Origin of the sequence: Pseudomonas sp. GL93 (genome assembly GCF_003408955.1) — a bacterium.
GTDB classification, from domain to species: domain Bacteria; phylum Pseudomonadota; class Gammaproteobacteria; order Pseudomonadales; family Pseudomonadaceae; genus Aquipseudomonas; species Aquipseudomonas paracarnis.
This window is the reverse complement of the sequence record NZ_NKRF01000067.1, coordinates 95994-115947: the sequence shown is the minus strand read 5'-3', so window position 1 is coordinate 115947 and position 19954 is coordinate 95994. Positions and strand designations below refer to the sequence as shown.

Here is a 19954-nt window from a genome sequence, read left to right as displayed (position 1 = left end):
TTTTCTAGTAGGCGCGAGCTTGCTCGCGAAGAACGTCAACGATGACGCGTTTAACCTGTTTAAACGCGGCGGCCTTGGGATTTTCGCGAGCAAGCTCGCTCCTACAAATAAAAAACGGGAGCCCCGCAAAGGGCTCCCGTTTTTTTTATTTGACGTTAACGGTGATCACTTTCGATGCAACAGTGGGTTCGAACTGGCGATGCACGTTGTCGCCGGCCACCAATTGCAGGGTGTGCTTGCCTGGCGTCAGGGTCAGCTCGGTTTCGGTCTGCGCTTTGCCGAAGTGAATCGAGGTAGGCGTGGCCGGGATCGCCTCATTGGCGTTGAGCGACTCCACCTTCTGGTCTACCAACAGGTGGTGGTGCCCGGCGTTAGGCACTTGCTTGTCGATCGGTTCCAGGTCCAGCTTCTTGACGCCGAATTTGACGGTGAAGGTTTTATCAACGGTGGCGCCATCTTTCGGCGAGACGATGAACACTTCGGCACCTGCAGGCGCAGGCGTACGAGGAAGGTCTGCGGCACTGGCCAACATCGAGGTACCCAGCAAAAGGCTGGCAATCGTTGCACGGGACAAAAGGGCTTTCATTCGCTTCTCCAGTTTTTCGGTGAAATCTGTAGGGTTATGACAACTTCGCGATAAATTGCGGTCCAAGGCACCCGACACCATAGCAAAACGATGCTCAACGGCGCCTCGCCTGTACGAATTCTTTAGGAGTGACCATGCGCTTTTCGCCTGGCCTGTTGCTGTTGCTTCCTCTTCTGAGCCCCTTGGCTCATGCCGAACTGATTGACGACGTCAACGATCGCGGTGAACTGCGCATCGCCCTGGAAGCCAACACCCCGCCGTACAATTTCAAAGAGGGCGACAAACTCGCCGGTTTTGAAGTGGAGCTGGGTGAACTGCTGGCCAAGGAAATGGAGGTGCGCTCCTCGTTTATCACCACGGATGAGGCTGACCTGCTTTCCGGCGTGGCAACCGGCAAGTACGACGTGGCCATTAACCATATCGCTATGACTGCCGCGCTTGAGGATCGTTTCGATTTCAGTGAGGCTTATCACCAGAAGCCGGCATTGGCGATCCCGTTCCAGAAGGGCAACCCGGCGTTCAAGACCAGTTTGAACGGGGCATTGAAGCGGGTGAAAGACGATGGCCGGTTGAAGGCGCTGTCGAAGAAGTGGTTTGAGGTGCAATAAATGTAGGAGCTGGCTTGCCTGCGATAGCGGTGTATCAGCACCTTATGTGTAACTGACAGACCGCTATCGCAGGCAAGCCAGCTCCCACATTTGATCTGTTTAAGCTTCTTAAAGCTGCGTGAGGGCCACCGCCGCCTCTGGCAACTGCAACTCACTGAACACCTGCACACCATGGCGCTTGAGCAAGGCCGCGGTGACGCCTTCGCCACTGACCTTCACCCCACTGAAGGTGCCGTCATAGGTCAACAGGTTGCCGCAGGACGGGCTGTTGGCCTTGAGAATGGCGATGCGGATGTGGTGGCGTTGCACCAACGCCAAGGCTTGGCGGGCGCCGTCGAGGAAGGCGCCGCTGAAGTCTTCGCCCTCGGCGGTCAGTACCTGGGCACGGCCTTCCCACACGTCGATGCCCTGCCCGCCGGGGATCTCGGCCGACGGCCGCGGTGTGGGCAAGCCGCCCGCCACTTCCGGGCAGATCGCAACCACGCGGCCTTCAGCTTGCCAGGCCGCCAGTTGGTCGAATGGGCCGCTGGCCCCGCCGTCATAGCGCACCTTGTGCCCGAGCAGGCAGCGGCTGACCAGAATCTTTTCCATGCTTAAAACGGCTCGTTGCCCCGCCGGCGAAACCAGCCCGTCAGGGACAGGCGTTCACGCGTAGCGGGCAAGACTTCGTGGGGCACCTCGCCCGACAGGAATACCACCCGGCAGCCCCCGGTGGGCACCACGTCGTATTCGACCCCGCCCTTGAGGTACATGCGCAGTTGGCCGCCATGCTCGGGCAGCCGGGCGTCGTTAAAGGAGATCACCGCCGAGACCATGCGCCGGTCGTCGTCGCGAAAACGGTCTACATGCTTGAGGTAAAACGCGCCCGGCGGGTACATCGCGAAGTGGCTTTCGAAATCTTCCAGGCCCAGGAACAGGCTGCGATTCATTGCCAGGCGCAGGCCGTCCATCACGCCCATGTAGGTGTCGCAGATAGGCGCGTCGCCCTCCTCCAGCCACTGGATATGGTCACCGCGAATGCCTTCGCGAATCTCCTGGGTCGGCCCACGCCCTACCGCCGCCGGTGCCAGTTCACCCTGCGCCGCACGTTTACGGCACTCAGCCGCCAGCTCCAGGGTCAGAGCCTGGGGCAAGAAGCCATTTTGCTGCGACCAGCCTTTTTCGGCCAGGTCGTCGACGATGCGTTGCAGCAGCGGGTGATCGAGGGGTATTTGCATGGCGCGCATAGTATCCATACGCCTGAAAATCCGACAGCGCCGTTGAGCGTCTGAATACACTTTAGTCAGGTGACTGATAGGACTTCTCGACAAATCCTACGCCCGACACGGACAATAGTGGCCGACTGACAGGAGTCCTTATGCGTCGTTTGTTTTTTTCTGTGTTGATGTTCTGCGTTTTGCCCGTCTGGGCAGACGGCCATGACCAGTTGTACAAGGTCGCCGGCTGGGCCGAACAACGTGCGCACTTCAATGACGCCCTCAGTGCCGCCCAGCAGCGCTACCGCAATAGCCTGCCGCCGGTGGTGTACCAGGCGCTGGTGGACAACAGCAATAAACGCTTTGCCGCCCAGGCCATGGACCAACGTGCCGAGGCGCAACTGCGCAAGCACTTGCCCGACCCGAAACCTGCCCTGGCGTTTTTCCAATCGCCTCTGGGCCGCAAGATCGTCGCCGCCGAGTTGCTGGCCACGCGCCGCGACCAACTGGCAAAAAACGCCCAGGGCCTGCCCAAACTCGAAGCCGATGCCACCCGCAGCCTGATCATCGGCCACCTGGCCCAGGCCCTGCCCGCCCGCGAGGCCGGTGCCGAGGTCAGCCTGGCGATTGCGGGCGTAGCGGCCGACAGCTTGAGCCAGATGATCCCCGGCCTGCTTGGCGGCGGTCAGGCACAAGGGATGTTGAATGGGCAGCGCGAGCGGTTGATGCAGCAGATCGACAAAGACCTGAACAACACCTTGCTGTATGTCTACCGGGATTTGTCCGACCCGGAGCTGGAAGAGTTCGCCACCTTTGCCGAGTCGCCGGAGGGTAAGGCGTATTACCAGGCTGCCCTGGCGGCCATTCGCGCAGGGCTGGCTGTCGGCCAAAGCACCTCAAGCCTGACGCAGTAAACCCTGTGGGAGCTGGCCTGCGATTGCGATCTGTCAGTTACACCGCTATCGCAGGCAAGCCAGCTCCCACATTTTGACTGCGTTATTTCAGGTGATCCGTGAGGAAGCTAAAATATGCTTCGCGAATCTGCGGAATTTCATTGGCCAAGTGATGCCGACCCTGCTTGAGCATCAACACCTCAGGCCGGTCGAACTTACCCCGCAACACCTGCAAATTGTGCTGCCAATCCACCGTCATATCTTCCTCACCCTGCACGATCACCGGGCGCCGGGGGCTGCGGGGTGCGGCTTCGATGCGTTTGATCCAGCGCGCCAGCGACCCCACCCAGGCGGTAGGCAGTTGGCGAGGCTGTAGCGGGTCGGCTTCCAGGAACGGCTTGAACGCAGGGTCGTTGGAGTTATCGCTGAAACGCCGGGCGATGCCTTTGACGAAGGGGCGCAGCAGGTAATAGCTGACCTGCGACCAACCCCAGGCACGCGGCCGCACCAACGGCGACAGCAGGAAGGTCTTGCCCTGGGCCGGGCTTTGGGCGCCGTGGTTGAGCAGGTGGTCCACCACGATGGCGCCGCCGGTGCTTTGCCCGAACAGGTGCCAGGGTTGCGGCAATTGCAGCGCCTTGGCCTCGACGAACAAGGCCTGCACCACGCTCTGGTACACCGCAAAGTCATCGATGCTGGCGCGCACGCCGCTGGACAAGCCATGGCCCGGCAGGTCGCAGGCGATCACCACGAAGCCCTGGTCCAACGCCCAATCCACCACATGGCGGTACAGCCCCATGTGATCGTAGAAACCGTGGAACAGGAACATCGTCGCCACCGGCGCTGGCGGCCACCAGACCTGGGACACCCCCTCAAATCCCCCCTCCTGCAAGCGCCCCAGGCGGCCACCGCCGGCACCTGGCGTGCGGCCAGGTCGAGCCCGTAGAAACGCTGGTAAACCCTCGCCTCGGCTGACAGCGGCTGCGCATCCATCAGGGGGCGCAAGCTTTCGCGCAGATGATCAGGGTCAAAGGTGACGGGCATAAAGGCTTCCAGACTTGCGGTGAAGATGAATATCGAGCTGCGATATTCATCTGTCAGGACAAGCATGGCAAGCTACGCGACCTGCGAGGATACATCCAATGCGACCGCCCTACCGTAACGCCCTGTTCGCCAGCCTGATCCTGGTTATCTGCGCCGGGGTGCTGTGGGCGGCCTATGACTGGTTCCAGGGCCGCTACCTGCGCGCCTTCAGCGAACACACCGCGGTATTTTCCGGCGATGCGCTGCAACTGCCCGCCGCCCTCAGTGGCCCTGGCCCGATTCGCCTGGTGCACTTCTGGGACCCGGCCTGCCCGTGCAATGTCGGTAACCAGCAACACCTGGGCGAGTTGATCGAGCAGTACGCGCCCCAAGGGGTGGAGTTCTATGCCCTGCAAAAACCCGGCAGCCACGGCCAGTTGCCCGAGAACCTGCGCCACCTGAAAGTCCTCGATGCCCTGCCCGGCGCGGACCAGATCCCCGCCAGCCCGGCCGTGGGCATTTGGGATCGCACCGGCAAGCTGGCGTATTTCGGCCCCTACAGCGAAGGCCTGACGTGCAACGCCAGCAACAGTTTTATCGAGCCGATCCTCAAGGCCCTTGGAACCGGACGCGAAGTGAATGCCACTCACACCCTCGCGGTAGGCTGCTATTGTTCGTGGCCTAAGGATCTGTAGTCCGTCCACTTTGGTAAGGAATGTTCATGAAGCGCGTCCTGCAGGTTTTTGCGGTGCTGATTGTGCTGGTCGCCCTGGGCGCCGGTTGGTACGTCTACAGCAAACAACCCACGCGCCAGGGCACGGTGACGCTGGCGCACCTGCAAGGTTCGGTCACGGTGCGCTACGACGACCGTGGCGTACCGCATATCCGTGCCGAAAACGAAGCCGACCTGTACCGCGCCCTGGGCTATGTGCATGCCCAGGACCGGCTGTTCCAGATGGAGATCATGCGGCGCCTGGCCCGTGGCGAACTGGCCGAGGTACTCGGGCCCAAGCTGCTGGAGACCGATAAGCTGTTTCGCAGCCTGCGCATCCGCGAGCGTGCCCTGAGCTATGTAGAGCATATGGACCCTGGCTCAGCCTCGACCAAGGCCCTGCAAGCCTACCTGGACGGGATCAACCAGTATCAGGACAGCCACGCCAGCCCCATGGAGTTCGATGTACTGGGCATCACCAAGCGCCCGTTTACCGCCGAAGACAGCATCAGCGTCGCCGGGTACATGGCCTACAGCTTTGCCGCAGCCTTTCGCACCGAGCCGGTGCTGACCTATGTGCGCGACCGGCTGGGCAGCGACTACTTGAACGTCTTCGATCTGGACTGGCAACCCAAGGGCGCTCTCAACCTGGCGGCCAGCGATTGGCAGACCCTTGGCGCCATCGCCGCCCTGAGCGAACAGGCCCTGGCCGACAACGGCCTGCCGCAGTTCGAAGGCAGCAATGCCTGGGCCGTCAGCGGCAGCCACACCCAAAGTGGCAAGCCGTTGCTGGCGGGTGACCCGCATATCCGCTTCTCGGTGCCTTCGGTGTGGTACGAGGCGCAGCTGTCGGCACCAGGCTTTGAGTTGTACGGCTACCACAACGCGCTGGTACCGGTGGCGTTCCTGGGGCACAACCTGGACTTCGGTTGGAGCCTGACCATGTTCCAGAACGACGACCTCGACCTGGTCGCCGAGAAGGTCAACCCGGACAACCCCAACCAGGTCTGGTACCACGACCAATGGGTGGACATGAGCAGCAGCGAGCAGCAGATCCAGGTCAAGGGCCAGGCGCCGGTGACCCTCACCCTGCGCCGCTCGCCCCACGGCCCGATCATCAACGACGTGCTCGGTGAGAACGCTGGCAGCACACCGATTGCCATGTGGTGGGCGTTCCTGGACAGTGAAAACCCGATCCTGGAGGGTTTCTATCAGCTCAACCGTGCCGACACCCTGGCCAAGGCTCGTGCCGCGGCCGCCAAGGTTTCGGCGCCGGGCCTGAACATCGTGTGGGCCAATGCCAAGGGCGATATAGGCTGGTGGGCAGCGGCGCAATTGCCGATCCGCCCAGCTGGCGTCAACCCGGCGTTCATCCTCGATGGCAGTACCGCCCAGGCCGACAAGCTGGGTTTCTACCCTTTCAGTGCCAACCCCCAGGAAGAAAACCCACCGCGCGGCTACGTGGTGTCCGCCAATGCCCAGCCGGCATCGCCCACCGGCATGCCAATTCCCGGTTATTACAACCTGGCTGACCGTGGCCAGCAGTTGAACGCGCAGTTGAGCGACACAAGCGTGAAGTGGGATGTGACCAACAGCCAGGCCCTGCAACTGGGTACCACCACCGCCTATGGCCCGCGCCTGCTGGCGCCGCTGTTGCCGGTGCTGCGCGAGGTGGTCAAGGACCCGGCGCAACTCAAACTGGTGGAACAGCTTGCCAGCTGGAAAGGTGACTACCCGCTGGACTCCACCAGTGCCACGCTGTTCAACCAGTTGCTGTTCAACCTCAGCGACGCGACCTTTCACCCCAAACTCGGCGATGCCTTGTTCAAGACCCTGCTCGGCACCCGCTTGATCGACGCCGCCTTGCCACGCCTGGCCGCATCGGCAGACTCACCCTGGTGGAACGGCAATCGGGCCGACACCGTCAAGCTCGTCTGGGACAATAGCCTGGCCCACCTCAAGGCTACGTTCGGCGATGACCCGGCGCAGTGGCAGTGGGGCAAGGCGCACACCCTGACCCACGGCCACCCGCTGGGCCTGCAAAAACCGCTGGATAAAATCTTCAACGTCGGCCCGTTCCCGGCACCGGGCAGCCACGAAGTGCCGAACAACCAGACCGCCCCGATTGGCCCGGCACCTTGGCCGGTGACCTACGGCCCGTCGACACGGCGCCTGATCGACTTCGCCGACCCGACCCACGCCCTCACCATCAACCCGGTGGGGCAAAGCGGTGTGCCCTTTGATACGCACTATGGCGACCAGGCGCAGAGCTATATCGAGGGCGGGTACGAGCAGGCGCACTTCAGTGATGAGGAGGTGACGGCCAATACCCGCGGTACCTTGAAACTGCTGCCCGCCCGATGATCGTTCCCACGCTCCGCGTGGGAATGCAGCCATGGACGCTCCGCGTCCGCCCTCAGAAGCGGGACGCAGAGCGTCCCAAGAGGCGTTACCACGCAGAGCGTGGGAACGATCACGCACGCTCAAACCGGCGCCGCAAAGTTAAGCCTGAACTGTTGCGGCGTGACGCCCAGCCGGCGGTTGAACACACTGCGCATGTGCTGGGCGTCGCGAAAGCCACATTGATAGGCCACGGTTTTAAGCGGTGCGTGGCTGCTTTCAAGCATCGCCCGCGCCGCATCCACGCGCGCCCTCTCGACAAATTCCGCCGGCGTAATCCGCGCTTCACGGGCAAACACCCGGGAGAAATTGCGCGCACTCATATTGGCCGCCTTGGCCAGGTCGGCAATGGTCAAGTCTCCCGTCAGGTTGGCCAGCACGTACAGCTGCACCAGCGCCACCGCCGAGGTGGTTTCGGCATGGGGCGTGAGGAACGGGCTGAACTGCGATTGCCCGCCCGAGCGCTGGGTGAACACCACCAGGCGCTTGGCCACGCTCAGGGCCACTTCCGGACCGTGATCCTGGGCCAGCAAGTACAACGACAGGTCGATACCTGCCGTGACCCCGGCGGAGGTGTAGAGCTTGCCGTCCTGCACATAGAGGCGGTCGGCTTCGACCTGGGCCGAGGGGCACAGGCGCGCCAGGCTGGCGGCATCGTTCCAATGGGTAGTGACGGTCTTGCCGTCCAGCAGACCTGCACGGGCCAGCATGAAGGCGCCATTGCAGATCGAGCCAAAGCGCTGCGCCTTCGCGGCGGCCGCGCGCAGCCAGGCGTCAAACTCGGGGCCAAAGTCTTCGAAGGGTAACTGCGGGCCACCGGCGACCAGCAACAGGTCGTAGGGTTGCCGGGCTTCGCTGTAGTGCTTGTGGGCCTGCAATGACAAACCGTTGGAGGCCGCCATGACGCCGTGGCCGAAGCCGAGCACTTCCAGCCGATAGTGATCCTCGGGCGCCAGGAAGCGATTGGCCTCGCAGAACACATCCATCGGCCCGGTCACGTCCAGCGACTGGACACCGGGGAATATCAGGATGGCGACGGTTTTGCCCATGGTCACAAACACCTTTTTCCAACTGAATAAACACAAACCCCTTGTGGGAGCTGGCTTGCCGGCGATGCAGACGACTCGGTACCTCAGGTACACCGAGGTGATGCTATCGCAGGCAAGCCAGCTCCCACAGGGGATCGCCTACATGCTTGGCGCGATGTGGCGGCACATTGGCCGGGATCGCCCCCCTGTGGCGATAGCCGCTTCAGGGTCATGGGACCAGACTGGAATCTTTCCAGAGGAGATCCACCATGAGCACCACCATAGCCGGTATCCAGATCCCTGACAGCGCCTTGGCCAGGGCCACCACCGAATACATCCGCGACGTCGAATCGGACCTGCTCTACCACCATTCGCGCCGGGTCTTCCTGTTCGGCGCCTTGAGCGGTGAGCGCAAGCAATTGGCCTACAACCCGGAGTTGCTCTACGTCGGCGCGATGTTCCATGACCTGGGCCTGGTGGAAGGCCACCGCAGTGACGACGAGCGTTTCGAAGTGGACGGCGCCAACGCCGCCGCTGCGTTCCTCAAACCTTATGGGTTAAGCGATGACGATATCGAACAAGTGTGGTTGTCCATCGCCCTGCACACCACGCCGGGCGTGCCGAAACACCTGCGCCCCACCGTAGCGCTGGTGACCGCCGGTGTGGAGATGGACGTGCTGGGCATGGACTACACCGCGTTCAGCAGCGCGCATCGCGAAGCGGTGGTGCACGCGCATCCACGGGGTGAAGGGTTCAAGGAGTGCATTATCTGCGCGTTCGCCGACGGCTTGCGCCATCGCCCGCAGACCACGTTTGGCAACGTGAAGACCGATGTGCTGGTGGACCAGGAGCCGGGGTTCAAACCGATGAATTTTGTGCAGGTGATCCGCACGTCGCCGTGGGCTGCCTAGCTAAGCCCCACTGTAGGAGCGAGCTTGCTCGCGAAAAACCTGAGAGCGCCGCTGGGTGTCAGGTACCCAGCGTCATCGTTAACGTTCTTCGCGAGCAAGCTCGCTCCTACAGTGGATCGCGTCGGCAGTTAGACCGGCGCTGGCGCCCGGCGCTTGTCCGGCTGCTGCCAGCCATCCGCCGCGGCTTCTTCAATCGCTTGCTGAATAGCCTTCTTGCGATGCTCTTCGGCCCGACGGCTGAAGAACCACACCAGGAAGGTCACCAGCGAAACCGCCAACAGAATCAGGCTCGCCACGGCGTTGATCTCGGGTTTAACCCCCAGACGCACCGCCGAGAACACTTCCATCGGCAAGGTGGTGGAACCGGGGCCCGACACGAAGCTGGCCAGTACCAGGTCGTCCAGCGATAGCGCGAACGACATCATGCCGCCCGCCGCCAGCGACGGCGCAATCATTGGGATGGTGATCAGGAAGAACACCTTCCACGGCCGTGCGCCCAGGTCCATCGCCGCTTCTTCGATCGACAGGTCCAGCTCGCGCAAGCGCGCCGACACCCCCACCGCCACATACGCCGCACAGAAGGTGGTGTGGGCGATCCAGATGGTGACGATGCCACGCTCCTGGGGCCAGCCGATCATCTGCGCCATGGCCACGAACAGCAGCAACAACGACAGACCGGTGATCACTTCGGGCATCACCAACGGTGCCGTCACCAGGCCACCGAACAGCGTGCGGCCCTTGAACTGGCTGATGCGCGTCAGCACGAAGGCCGCCAGGGTACCCAACGCTACCGCCGCCACCGCCGTGTAGCAGGCGATTTCCAGGGAGCGGGCTACCGAGCCCATCAACTGGGTGTTGTCCAACAGGCCCACGTACCACTTGATCGACCAACCGCCCCACACGGTCACCAGCTTGGATTCGTTGAACGAGTAGATCACCAGGATCAACATTGGCAGGTAGATGAACAACAAGCCTGCGACCAGCATGAAGCTGGAGAAACGAAAGCGCTTCATATCTTGCCCTCCAGCTCTTTGGCTTGGCTGCGGTTGAACAGGATGATCGGCACAATCAGGATCGCCAGCATCACCACCGCCAGGGCAGACGCCACCGGCCAGTCACGGTTGTTGAAGAACTCTTGCCACAACACCTTACCGATCATCAGGGTTTCCGGGCCGCCGAGCAGTTCAGGAATCACGAACTCGCCCACCACCGGGATAAACACCAGCATGCAACCGGCGATGATGCCGTTCTTGGACAGCGGCACGGTGATTTTCCAGAAGCTGTTGAAGGTGCTCGACCCCAGGTCGGAGGCGGCTTCCAGCAGGCTCTGGTCGTGCTTCACCAGGTTGGCGTACAGCGGCAGGATCATGAACGGCAGGTACGAATAGACCACGCCGATGTACACCGCGATGTTGGTGTTGAGGATCTGCAGCGGCTCGTTGATCAAGCCCATGGACATCAGGAAGCCATTGAGCAGGCCGTTGTTGCTGAGGATGCCCATCCACGCATACACCCGGATCAGGATCGCGGTCCAGGTGGGCATCATGATCAGCAGCACCAGCACGGTCTGCATCTCTTTGCGCGCGGTGGCAATGGCGTAGGCCATCGGGTAGCCGATCAGCAGGCACAGCAGCGTGCTGAAAAACGCCATCTTCAGCGAGCCCAGGTAGGCGGCGATGTACAACTCGTCGCCCGCCAGCAAGCTGTAGTTGGCCAGGTTCAGCACCACCTCCAGCTTTTGCTCAACGTAGGTATAGATCTCGGTATAGGGCGGGATCGCCACATCGGCTTCGGCAAAGCTGATTTTCAGCACGATGAAAAACGGCAGTGCGAAAAACAGGAACAGCCAGAGGAAGGGAATCCCGATGACCACCTGCTTGCCATTGGGCACGATGCGATCCAAGCGCCGCTTGAATTTCTTCATGTTCATGAGCGAAGTACCACGCCGCTGTCGTCTTCCCACCACACGTACACCTGGTCACCCCAGGTTGGGCGCTGGCCACGGCGTTCGGCGTTGGCGACGAAGGACTGCACCAGCTTGCCGCTCGGCAGCTCCACGTAGAACACCGAGTGGCCGCCCAGGTAAGCAATGTCGTGCACCTTGCCGCTGGACCAGTTGTGCTCGCAGGTTGGCATTTCGGTGGTCACCAGCAGCTTTTCCGGGCGGATGGCGTAGGTCACCGACTTGTCTTCCACCGAGGTGGCGATGCCGTAGCCCACGTAGATGTCGCGGTCCAGGTCCGGGCATTTGAGCACCGCGTGGCCTTCGGCGTCGTCCACCACTTGGGTGTCGAAGATGTTGACGTTGCCAATGAACTCGCACACCAGGCGGCTGGTGGGAGTTTCGTAGATATCGATAGGGCTGCCGATCTGGGCGATCCAGCCCAGGTGCATGATCGCGATGCGTTCGGCCATGGTCATGGCCTCTTCCTGATCGTGGGTCACCATCACGCAGGTCACCCCAACGCGCTCGATGATTTCCACCAACTCCAGTTGCATCTGCGAGCGCAGCTTCTTGTCCAGTGCGCCCATCGGCTCATCGAGCAGCAGCAGTTTCGGGCGCTTGGCCAAGGAGCGGGCCAAGGCCACGCGCTGGCGCTGGCCGCCGGACAATTGGTGCGGCTTGCGCTTGGCATATTGGCTCATCTGTACCAGCTTGAGCATCTCGGCCACGCGTGCGTCGACTTCAGCCTTGGGGATCTTGTCCTGTTGCAGGCCGAAGGCGATGTTCTGCGCCACGGTCATGTGCGGGAACAAGGCGTAGGACTGGAACATCATGTTGATCGGCCGCTCGTAGGGCGGCATGTCGGTGATGTCCACACCGTCGAGGTAGATGCGACCTTCGGTTGGGCGCTCGAAACCTGCAAGCATGCGCAGCAAGGTGGATTTGCCCGAACCCGAACCGCCGAGCAAGGCGAAGATCTCGCCTTTCTTGATTTCCAGGGACACATCGTCCACGGCAATCGTCTCGTCGAACTTCTTCGTGACCCGGTCGATTTTGACCAGCACCTTTTTCGGTGTCTGGTCGCCCTCGAGGGCTTTCTTATAGGCGCCGGAGGCAACTGCCATTTACGAAACTCCCAAAAAAACTGTGCAGCCGGCCCAATGCGGGCCAGCCTTGGATAGTTTTAGCTTTACTTGCCCGTCTTGACCTTGGTCCAGCTACGGGTCATTAAACGCTGCACTTTCGGGGGTAGCTCAAAGTTGACGAATGTCCGCTCGAGAACCGCCTGCGGTGGGTAAACCGCTGCGTCGGTGCGTATCGATTGCTCCATCAGTTTGTCCGCCCCTGGGTTAGGGTTGGCGTAACCGACTTGATCGCTGACCTGAGCGATCACCTCAGGCTGCAGCAAATAGTTGATGAAGGCGTGGGCTTCCTTGACGTTGCTGGCATCCTTGGGAATCGCCAGCCCGTCGAACCACAGGTTGCCGCCTTCTTTGGGAATCGTGTAGGCGATGTTCACGCCTTTGCCCGCCTCCGCCGCACGGGCCTTGGCCTGGAACACATCGCCGGAGAAACCGGCCGCCACGCAGATGTTGCCGTTGGCCAGGTCCGAGATGTATTTGGAGGAATGGAAGTAGGTCACGTAGGGCCGCACCTTCAGCAGTTTTTCCTCGGCTTTCTTGTAGTCGGCCGGGTTGGTGCTGTTGGGGTCCAGGCCCATGTAGTTGAGTACTGCGGGCAGCATTTCATCGGCCGAGTCCATGAACGACACGCCGCAAGTGGCCAACTTTTTCATGTTTTCCGGTTCGAACAACACGGCCCAGGAGTCGATCTTGTCGACACCCAGCACTTCTTTGACCTTGTCGACGTTGTAGCCAATGCCGTTGGTGCCCCACAGGTACGGCACCGCGTACTGGTTGCCCGGGTCGTTCTTTTCCAGGCGCTTGAGCAGCACCGGGTCGAGGTTGGCGTAGTGAGTCAGCAACGACTTGTCGAGCTTCTGGAACGCCCCAGCCTTGATCTGCTTGCCCAGGAAATGGTTGGACGGCACCACGACGTCGTAGCCGGTACGCCCGGCGAGCAACTTGCCTTCCAGGGTTTCGTTGGAGTCAAACACGTCATACACGGGCTTGATACCGCTGGCCTTTTCGAAGTTGGCCAGGGTGTCGGGGCCGATGTAGTCCGACCAGTTATAAATATGCACCGTCGGTGCGGCCTGTACGCTGGCAGCCAGCGTGATACCTGCACCCACCAGCATGGCTTTGCGAAATAAAGAAATTGGCAAGTGGAGGTCCTCTTGAATAGTTGGGGCCTTGAAGTTGTTGCCCGGCAACAAAACCGGCGCGCAACTTACCTTCGATAAACCGATCCGGCAAAACTTTCTGTCATTTATTTTCTGTACGGTTGCCGCTGTTTGTAGGAGCGAGCTTGCTCGCGAAGAACTCACAGGCAACGCGGGCGACCAGAGGCGCTGCGTTATCGTTGACGATTTTCGCGAGCAAGCTCGCTCCTACAGGTTTCTGGCGTTATTTACCGGACTTGATCTTGGTCCAGCTACGGGTCATTTCACGCTGAGTTGCCGCCGGCATGTCGGCAATGGCGTAGAGCTTGGATTGCACTTCGGCCGACGGATAAATACCCGGGTCGCTGGTGATGTCTTTATCGACCAGAGCGGTGGCTTTCTCGTTACCGTTCGGGAAACGCACACTGTTGGTGATCGCGGCCATGACGTCTGGCTTGAGCAGGTAGTTCATGAATGCGTAGGCAGCGTCGACGTTTTCGGCATCCTTGGGAATGGCGACCATGTCGAAGAAGCTGCCAGCACCTTCCTTGGGAATGTCGTAGGCGATCTTGACCTTGCCACCGGCTTCAGCCGCGCGGGTTTTGGCCTGTTCGATGTCACCCGAGTAGCCCACAGCCACGCAGATGTTGCCGTTGGCCAGGTCGGAGATGTACTTGGACGAGTGGAAGTAGCCGATCGAAGGACGGATTTTCATGAACAGGTCTTCGGCCTGTTTCAGATCAGCCTTCTTCGTGGTGTCGGTCGGCAGGCCCAGGTAATGCAGCGCTACCGGCAGCATTTCGGTTGGCGAATCGAGGAAGCTCACGCCGCAGCTTTTCAGCTTGGCGATGTTTTCCGGCTTCATCAGTACGTCCCATGAGTCGATCTTGTCCACGCCCAGTGCGGCCTTGACCTTCTCCGGGTTGTAGCCGATGCCCATCGAGCCCCACATGTACGGGAAGGCGTGCTTGTTGTCCGGGTCGCTGACCGATACGGCCTTGAGCAGGGATTTGTTCAGGTTGCCGTAGTTGGACAGCTTGGACTTGTCCAGCTCCTGGTAGACACCGGCCTTGATCTGCTTGGCGAGGAAGCTGTTCGACGGCACGACGATGTCGTAGCCGGACTTGCCTGCCAGCAACTTGGCTTCCAGGGTTTCGTTGCTGTCAAAAACGTCGTACACCACTTTGATGCCCGACTCTTTTTCAAAGTTGGCAATGGTGTCCGGTGCAATGTAGTCAGACCAGTTGTAGACGTGCAGCACTTTACTGTCTGCCTGGGCCGCGCCCGCCATTGCGCCCATCAGGGACAAGGCGAGGAGGGTCTTGCCAGCGTTCTTCAAACCTAATGCCTTCATTTGGTGATGCTCCAATTTTTTCTTTTTTGGGCCACAAGCGTTGTATGTTTTACGGCCCAACCGAAGGGCAACAAAACAGGGCGACAGTCTGGCAAGTTCAGGGGCCGGCTTTCAACCAAAGCCCCTGCATTTTTAACCGCCCAGTGCACCGCGCACTGAGCCTAGCACTTAGCCCTGCAAGGCAGCCAAAGTCAGGTCCAGGCAATGGCGGGCCTTGGTTACCAGCTCGTCGATTTCAGCCTTGCTGATGACCAGTGGCGGCGAAATGATCATGGTGTCGCCCACGGCGCGCATGATCAGGCCATTTTCAAAGCAGAAGGTTCGGCAGATCATGCCGGCGCCTTTGCCTTCGTGACGCTTGCGCGTCGCCTTGTCCTGCACCAGCTCGATCGCACCGAGCATACCGACGCCGCGGACCTCACCCACCAGCGGATGATCGCCCAGTTCCCTCAGACGTTTCTGCAAATACGGTGCCGTTTCGTCGTGCACACGGTTAACGATTTTTTCATCGCGCAGGATGCGGATGTTTTCCAGGGCCACGGCCGCGGCCACCGGGTGACCGGAGTAGGTAAAGCCGTGGTTGAAATCGCCCCCTTCGTTGAGCACCGCCACCACTTCGTCGCGCACGATCAGGCCGCCCATGGGCACGTAGCCCGAGGTCAGGCCCTTGGCGATGGTCATCATGTGTGGCTTGAGGTCGTAGAAATCGCTACCGAACCACTCACCGGTACGGCCGAAACCGCAGATCACTTCGTCGGCGACAAACAGGATGTCGTACTTGGCGAGGATTTCCTTGATGCGCGGCCAGTACGTGGCAGGCGGCACGATCACGCCACCGGCACCCTGGATCGGCTCGGCAATAAAGGCGCCGACGTTGTCCACGCCCAGCTCCAGGATTTTCTCTTCCAACTGATTGGCGGCCCACACACCGAATTCCTCGGGGCTCATCTCGCCGCCTTCGCCAAACCAGTACGGCTGCGCGATGTGGGTAATGCCCGGGATCGGCAAGTCGCCCTGCTCGTGCATATAGGTCATGCCGCCCAGGCTGGCGCCGGCCACGGTAGAGCCGTGGTAGCCATTCTTGCGGGCAATGATGGTTTTCTTGTTGGGCTGGCCCTTGATCGCCCAGTAGTGGCGGACCATGCGCAACATGGTGTCGTTGCCTTCGGAGCCAGAGCCGGTGAAGAACACGTGGTTCATGCCAGCCGGCGCGACATCGGAAATGACCTTGGCCAACTCCAATACCGGCGGGTGTGCGGTCTGGAAGAACAGGTTGTAGTACGGCAGTTCTTTCATCTGCTTGGCGGCGGCATCGGCCAGTTCATCGCGACCGTAACCGATCGCCACGCACCACAGGCCGGCCATACCGTCGAGGATCTTGTTGCCTTCGCTGTCCCACAGGTAAACGCCGTGGGCTTTGGTGATGATCCTTGGGCCTTTCTCTTTCAATTGCTTGAAGTCGCTGAACGGCGCCAGGTGGTGATCATTGCTCAAGGCTTGCCATTCACGGGTTTGCGGGTTGTTGCTGGACATACCGATCTCCTAGACTTTTCAGTGAAGGGCGCGCCGTTTGAAGGGCGCGCCCGGCGCATCAGACGGCGAAGAGCAGGAATTCCCGCTCCCACGAACTGATCACGCGCTTGAAGTTTTCATGCTCGGCCCGCTTGACCGCGACGTAGCCTGTGATGAATTTTTGCCCCAGGTATTTCTCGATGGTCTTGCTGTTTTCCATGCGTTCCAGGGCGTCTTCGATGGTCAACGGCAGGCGCAGGTTGCGCCGCTCGTAACCACGGCCCACCACCGGCGCGCTCGGGTTATGGCCTTCGACCATGCCGATGTAGCCGCACAACAGGCTGGCGGCAATCGCCAGGTACGGGTTGGCGTCGGCGCCCGGCCGGCGGTTTTCCCCGCGGCGGTTCTGCGGGCCGGCATCCGGTACGCGCAGGCCGACGGTGCGGTTCTCTTCGCCCCATTCCACGTTCACCGGCGCCGAGGTGTCGGGCAGGAAGCGGCGGAACGAGTTCACGTTGGGGGCGAATAAAGGCAGCAATTCAGGGATGAATTTCTGCAGGCCGCCAATGTGGTTGAGGAACAGCTGGCTCATGGTCCCATCTTCATTGGAGAAGACGTTCTTGCCAGTGGCGATGTCGATGATGCTCTGGTGCAGGTGCATCGCGCTGCCGGGCTCGCCGGTCATGGGCTTGGCCATGAAGGTGGCGGCCACGTCGTGCTTGAGCGCGGCTTCACGCATGGTGCGCTTGAACACCAGGATCTGGTCGGCCAAGGACAGGGCATCGCCGTGACGGAAGTTGATTTCCATCTGCGCGGTGCCGTCCTCGTGGATCAGGGTGTCGAGGTCCAGCTCCTGGAGTTCGCACCAGTCGTAGACGTCTTCGAACAACGGGTCGAATTCGTTGGCTGCTTCTATAGAGAAGGACTGGCGACCGGTTTCCGGGCGGCCGGAGCGGCCAATCGGCGGTTGCAGCGGGAAGTCCGGGTCTTCGCAGCGCTTGGTCAGGTAGAACTCCATCTCCGGTGCCACGATGGGCTGCCAGCCGCGGTCGGAGTAGAGTTTGAGGACTTTCTTGAGCACGTTGCGCGGCGACAGCTCGATCGGGTTGCCTTGCTTGTCGTAGGTGTCGTGGATCACCTGGGCAGTCGGCTCGATGGCCCAGGGCACCAGGAATACCGCGTTCTGGTCGGGGCGGCAGATCATGTCGATGTCGGCCGGGTCGAGCAATTCGTAATAGATGTCGTCTTCGACATAGTCGCCGGTCACGGTCTGCAACAGAACGCTCTCGGGCAGGCGCATGCCTTTTTCGGCAATGAACTTGTTGGTCGGCGAGATCTTGCCCCGGGTAATGCCGGTGAGGTCGCCAATCATGCATTCGACTTCTGTGATCTTGTGGTCTTTCAACCAATCGGTGAGCTGGTCGAGGTTGTTACTCATAAATGCCTCTGGGCTGGGTTTCCTGGCATCCATTAAAGGCCAGGCGTTGGTTGACGCAGCATCCGCGTCGTTTTTTCATTCAGGGTAGGAGCTTACCTGCCATTTGCCCATGGGTTGCATTCCTCACGCCAAAGTTGTGCGCAATTATGATCGGCACGGCGGATGAGGGTCGCTCAGTGGCGTAGGAGATGGCAAAAAGGAGATCGGCCGGGCCGTCAAGAATATTGGCCGGTGCCTGGGCATTCACGCGGGGCGAACGAGCTGCGGACAAAGCCTGGTTGGAGCAGGCAGAGACGCCGATTGGCGGCAGGTGAAACATGAAGCACCCCGGTATTATTGCTGTTATGGGTTTGAATCGAGCTTAGCCTTGTTCATTTTTTTACACAACACCCCCGTAAAAAATCCTACACGGCCCGCTCAAGCTTGCAGGTCCCAAGCCCCTCAAAACCAAAAAACCGCCCCAAAACCCCGCAAAAAAGGCTCCATGGCGCTTTTTTAGGGCAAAAAATGCCTCGCTTGACTTCGGCAGGCCGTTCGGGTTGACTGAAACCAGAAAAGATCAATGATTGATATTTTTAACAACAAAGGTGTTGCATCATGTCGGTACCCCCGCGTGCCGTTCAGCTTAACGAAGCGAACGCGTTCCTTAAGGATCATCCTGAGGTTCTGTACGTAGACCTTCTAATTGCGGATATGAATGGTGTGGTGCGCGGTAAGCGCATCGAACGCACCAGCCTCCACAAGGTTTACGAGAAGGGCATTAACCTGCCTGCCTCTTTATTTGCCCTGGATATCAACGGCTCTACGGTGGAAAGCACCGGCCTGGGCCTGGACATCGGTGATGCTGACCGAATCTGTTATCCAATCCCCGACACCCTGTGCAATGAACCCTGGCAAAAGCGCCCTACCGCGCAACTGCTGATGACCATGCACGAACTTGAAGGTGAACCTTTCTTCGCCGATCCGCGCGAAGTGCTCCGCCAAGTTGTTACCAAGTTTGACGACCTCGGTCTGACCATCTGCGCCGCCTTCGAGCTTGAGTTCTACCTGATCGACCAGGAGAACGTGAACGGCCGCCCGCAACCGCCCCGCTCGCCGATCTCCGGCAAACGCCCGCACTCGACACAGGTCTACCTGATCGACGACCTCGACGAATACGTCGACTGCCTCCAGGACATTCTGGAAGGTGCCAAGGAGCAAGGTATTCCGGCTGACGCCATCGTCAAGGAAAGCGCCCCGGCGCAGTTTGAAGTGAACCTGCACCACGTCGCCGACCCGATCAAGGCGTGCGATTACGCGGTATTGCTCAAGCGCCTGATCAAGAACATCGCCTACGACCATGAGATGGACACCACCTTCATGGCCAAGCCTTACCCAGGCCAGGCAGGCAACGGGCTGCACGTACACATCTCCATTCTGGACAAGGACGGCAAGAACATCTTTGCCAGCGAGGATCCCGAGCAGAACGCCGCATTGCGTCACGCGATCGGCGGTGTGCTGGAGACCCTACCCGCCCAGATGGCGTTCCTGTGCCCCAACGTCAACTCCTACCGTCGTTTCGGCGCACAGTTCTACGTGCCGAACTCGCCGTGCTGGGGCCTGGATAACCGCACCGTGGCGATTCGCGTACCCACCGGCTCGTCCGATGCCGTGCGTATCGAACACCGTGTGGCTGGCGCCGATGCCAACCCTTACCTGCTGATGGCCTCGGTACTGGCGGGCGTACACCACGGCCTGACCAACAAGATCGAGCCGAACGCTCCGGTGGAAGGCAACAGCTACGAGCAGAACGAACAAAGCCTGCCGAACAACCTGCGCGATGCCTTGCGCGAGTTGGACGACAGCGAGGTGATGGCCAAGTACATCGATCCTAAATACATCGATATCTTCGTCGCCTGTAAGGAAAGTGAGCTGGAGGAGTTTGAACACTCCATCTCCGACCTTGAGTACAACTGGTACCTGCATACCGTATAAGCGGTTGCTGCAATAAAAGAACGCCGCTGATTTTGGTCAGTGGCGTTTTTTTATGGGTTTCTACCGGTAGACCGAGTTGGCCTCTTCGCGAGC

At 60.4% G+C, this 19954-nt stretch carries 17 protein-coding genes and 1 pseudogene; 6 read left to right on the top strand and 12 right to left on the bottom strand.

The window, feature by feature from the left end; translation table 11 throughout:
- Window positions 1–145: 145 nt before the first annotated feature.
- On the bottom strand, window positions 146–586 hold the full coding sequence (locus tag CER19_RS12615) for a DUF4399 domain-containing protein (protein ID WP_116666658.1): 441 nt from the start codon (window positions 584–586) through the stop codon (window positions 146–148).
- Window positions 587–720: 134 nt separating this feature from the next.
- Between CER19_RS12615 and CER19_RS12610 the strand changes: the two genes are divergently transcribed.
- Entirely contained in the window at window positions 721–1194 is a 474-nt protein-coding gene (locus tag CER19_RS12610; RefSeq protein ID WP_116666657.1) for a transporter substrate-binding domain-containing protein, read from the top strand.
- A gap of 108 nt (window positions 1195–1302) precedes the next feature.
- On the opposite strand, the gene CER19_RS12605 is transcribed toward CER19_RS12610, so the two are convergent.
- Together CER19_RS12605 and CER19_RS12600 are read right to left on the bottom strand one after the other, a co-directional pair.
- Entirely contained in the window at window positions 1303–1785 is a 483-nt protein-coding gene (locus tag CER19_RS12605; protein ID WP_116666656.1) for a DUF523 domain-containing protein, read from the bottom strand.
- 2 nt (window positions 1786–1787) lie between these two features.
- Window positions 1788–2420, bottom strand: a complete 633-nt coding sequence (locus tag CER19_RS12600) for a 2OG-Fe(II) oxygenase (RefSeq protein WP_116666655.1) — start codon at window positions 2418–2420, stop codon at window positions 1788–1790.
- Between the two features lie 131 nt (window positions 2421–2551).
- Here CER19_RS12600 and CER19_RS12595 point away from each other — a divergent pair, with 131 nt between their 5' ends.
- Window positions 2552–3304 (top strand): DUF2059 domain-containing protein, encoded by a 753-nt coding sequence (locus CER19_RS12595; protein ID WP_116666654.1) that lies wholly within the window; start codon window positions 2552–2554, stop codon window positions 3302–3304.
- 82 nt (window positions 3305–3386) lie between these two features.
- Here CER19_RS12595 and CER19_RS12590 read toward each other — a convergent pair.
- Window positions 3387–4327: pseudogene (locus tag CER19_RS12590) on the bottom strand (alpha/beta hydrolase).
- 98 nt (window positions 4328–4425) lie between these two features.
- On the opposite strand from CER19_RS12590, the gene CER19_RS12585 reads away from it, so the two are divergent.
- Together CER19_RS12585 and CER19_RS12580 are read left to right on the top strand one after the other, a co-directional pair.
- Window positions 4426–5001 (top strand): DUF6436 domain-containing protein, encoded by a 576-nt coding sequence (locus tag CER19_RS12585; protein ID WP_116666653.1) that lies wholly within the window; start codon window positions 4426–4428, stop codon window positions 4999–5001.
- A 26-nt stretch (window positions 5002–5027) separates the two neighbouring features.
- The gene (locus CER19_RS12580; RefSeq protein WP_116666652.1) at window positions 5028–7382 is read left to right on the top strand and encodes a penicillin acylase family protein; all 2355 of its coding nucleotides are present in this window, start codon (window positions 5028–5030) and stop codon (window positions 7380–7382) included.
- 119 nt (window positions 7383–7501) lie between these two features.
- On the opposite strand, the gene CER19_RS12575 is transcribed toward CER19_RS12580, so the two are convergent.
- Complete coding sequence (locus CER19_RS12575) at window positions 7502–8467, bottom strand: GlxA family transcriptional regulator (RefSeq protein ID WP_116666651.1); 966 nt, start codon at window positions 8465–8467, stop codon at window positions 7502–7504.
- 248 nt (window positions 8468–8715) lie between these two features.
- On the opposite strand from CER19_RS12575, the gene CER19_RS12565 reads away from it, so the two are divergent.
- Window positions 8716–9357 carry an HD domain-containing protein gene (locus tag CER19_RS12565; protein WP_116666649.1) on the top strand — a complete coding sequence of 214 codons (642 nt, stop codon included), beginning with the start codon at window positions 8716–8718 and terminating at the stop codon, window positions 9355–9357.
- A 128-nt stretch (window positions 9358–9485) separates the two neighbouring features.
- Here CER19_RS12565 and CER19_RS12560 read toward each other — a convergent pair whose 3' ends face one another.
- The 7 genes from CER19_RS12560 to CER19_RS12530 form a co-directional block, all read right to left on the bottom strand.
- Entirely contained in the window at window positions 9486–10370 is an 885-nt protein-coding gene (locus CER19_RS12560; protein ID WP_116666648.1) for an ABC transporter permease subunit, read from the bottom strand.
- Window positions 10367–11287 (bottom strand): ABC transporter permease subunit, encoded by a 921-nt coding sequence (locus CER19_RS12555; RefSeq protein ID WP_003195238.1) that lies wholly within the window; start codon window positions 11285–11287, stop codon window positions 10367–10369. The genes CER19_RS12560 and CER19_RS12555 overlap by 4 nt, the downstream gene beginning before the upstream one ends.
- Window positions 11284–12426 carry an ABC transporter ATP-binding protein gene (locus tag CER19_RS12550; protein WP_003195240.1) on the bottom strand — a complete coding sequence of 381 codons (1143 nt, stop codon included), beginning with the start codon at window positions 12424–12426 and terminating at the stop codon, window positions 11284–11286. The genes CER19_RS12555 and CER19_RS12550 overlap by 4 nt, the downstream gene beginning before the upstream one ends.
- A gap of 65 nt (window positions 12427–12491) precedes the next feature.
- Window positions 12492–13586 (bottom strand): polyamine ABC transporter substrate-binding protein, encoded by a 1095-nt coding sequence (locus CER19_RS12545; protein ID WP_116666661.1) that lies wholly within the window; start codon window positions 13584–13586, stop codon window positions 12492–12494.
- Window positions 13587–13827: 241 nt separating this feature from the next.
- Entirely contained in the window at window positions 13828–14922 is a 1095-nt protein-coding gene (locus CER19_RS12540) for a polyamine ABC transporter substrate-binding protein (protein ID WP_116666660.1), read from the bottom strand.
- 183 nt (window positions 14923–15105) lie between these two features.
- Window positions 15106–16470: an aspartate aminotransferase family protein gene (locus CER19_RS12535; RefSeq protein WP_116666647.1), complete on the bottom strand. Its 1365-nt coding sequence runs from the start codon at window positions 16468–16470 to the stop codon at window positions 15106–15108.
- A gap of 58 nt (window positions 16471–16528) precedes the next feature.
- Entirely contained in the window at window positions 16529–17887 is a 1359-nt protein-coding gene (locus tag CER19_RS12530; protein WP_116666646.1) for a glutamine synthetase family protein, read from the bottom strand.
- A gap of 597 nt (window positions 17888–18484) precedes the next feature.
- Here CER19_RS12530 and CER19_RS12520 point away from each other — a divergent pair.
- Window positions 18485–19861, top strand: a complete 1377-nt coding sequence (locus CER19_RS12520; RefSeq protein WP_003195252.1) for a glutamine synthetase family protein — start codon at window positions 18485–18487, stop codon at window positions 19859–19861.
- The last annotated feature ends 93 nt before the right edge of the window (window positions 19862–19954 follow it).

What these genes read in the sequence shown, in the direction of transcription:
- CER19_RS12560 (WP_116666648.1), bottom strand. Translation starts at nt 10,370, where the DNA reads ATGAAGCGCTTTCGTTTCTCCAGCTTCATGCTGGTCGCAGGCTTGTTG.
- CER19_RS12580 (WP_116666652.1), top strand. Translation starts at nt 5,028, where the DNA reads ATGAAGCGCGTCCTGCAGGTTTTTGCGGTGCTGATTGTGCTGGTCGCC.
- CER19_RS12565 (WP_116666649.1), top strand. Translation starts at nt 8,716, where the DNA reads ATGAGCACCACCATAGCCGGTATCCAGATCCCTGACAGCGCCTTGGCC.
- CER19_RS12600 (WP_116666655.1), bottom strand. Translation starts at nt 2,420, where the DNA reads ATGCGCGCCATGCAAATACCCCTCGATCACCCGCTGCTGCAACGCATC.
- CER19_RS12605 (WP_116666656.1), bottom strand. Translation starts at nt 1,785, where the DNA reads ATGGAAAAGATTCTGGTCAGCCGCTGCCTGCTCGGGCACAAGGTGCGC.
- CER19_RS12555 (WP_003195238.1), bottom strand. Translation starts at nt 11,287, where the DNA reads ATGAACATGAAGAAATTCAAGCGGCGCTTGGATCGCATCGTGCCCAAT.
- CER19_RS12530 (WP_116666646.1), bottom strand. Translation starts at nt 17,887, where the DNA reads ATGAGTAACAACCTCGACCAGCTCACCGATTGGTTGAAAGACCACAAG.
- CER19_RS12550 (WP_003195240.1), bottom strand. Translation starts at nt 12,426, where the DNA reads ATGGCAGTTGCCTCCGGCGCCTATAAGAAAGCCCTCGAGGGCGACCAG.
- CER19_RS12535 (WP_116666647.1), bottom strand. Translation starts at nt 16,470, where the DNA reads ATGTCCAGCAACAACCCGCAAACCCGTGAATGGCAAGCCTTGAGCAAT.
- CER19_RS12610 (WP_116666657.1), top strand. Translation starts at nt 721, where the DNA reads ATGCGCTTTTCGCCTGGCCTGTTGCTGTTGCTTCCTCTTCTGAGCCCC.
- CER19_RS12615 (WP_116666658.1), bottom strand. Translation starts at nt 586, where the DNA reads ATGAAAGCCCTTTTGTCCCGTGCAACGATTGCCAGCCTTTTGCTGGGT.
- CER19_RS12595 (WP_116666654.1), top strand. Translation starts at nt 2,552, where the DNA reads ATGCGTCGTTTGTTTTTTTCTGTGTTGATGTTCTGCGTTTTGCCCGTC.
- CER19_RS12575 (WP_116666651.1), bottom strand. Translation starts at nt 8,467, where the DNA reads ATGGGCAAAACCGTCGCCATCCTGATATTCCCCGGTGTCCAGTCGCTG.
- CER19_RS12520 (WP_003195252.1), top strand. Translation starts at nt 18,485, where the DNA reads ATGTCGGTACCCCCGCGTGCCGTTCAGCTTAACGAAGCGAACGCGTTC.
- CER19_RS12585 (WP_116666653.1), top strand. Translation starts at nt 4,426, where the DNA reads ATGCGACCGCCCTACCGTAACGCCCTGTTCGCCAGCCTGATCCTGGTT.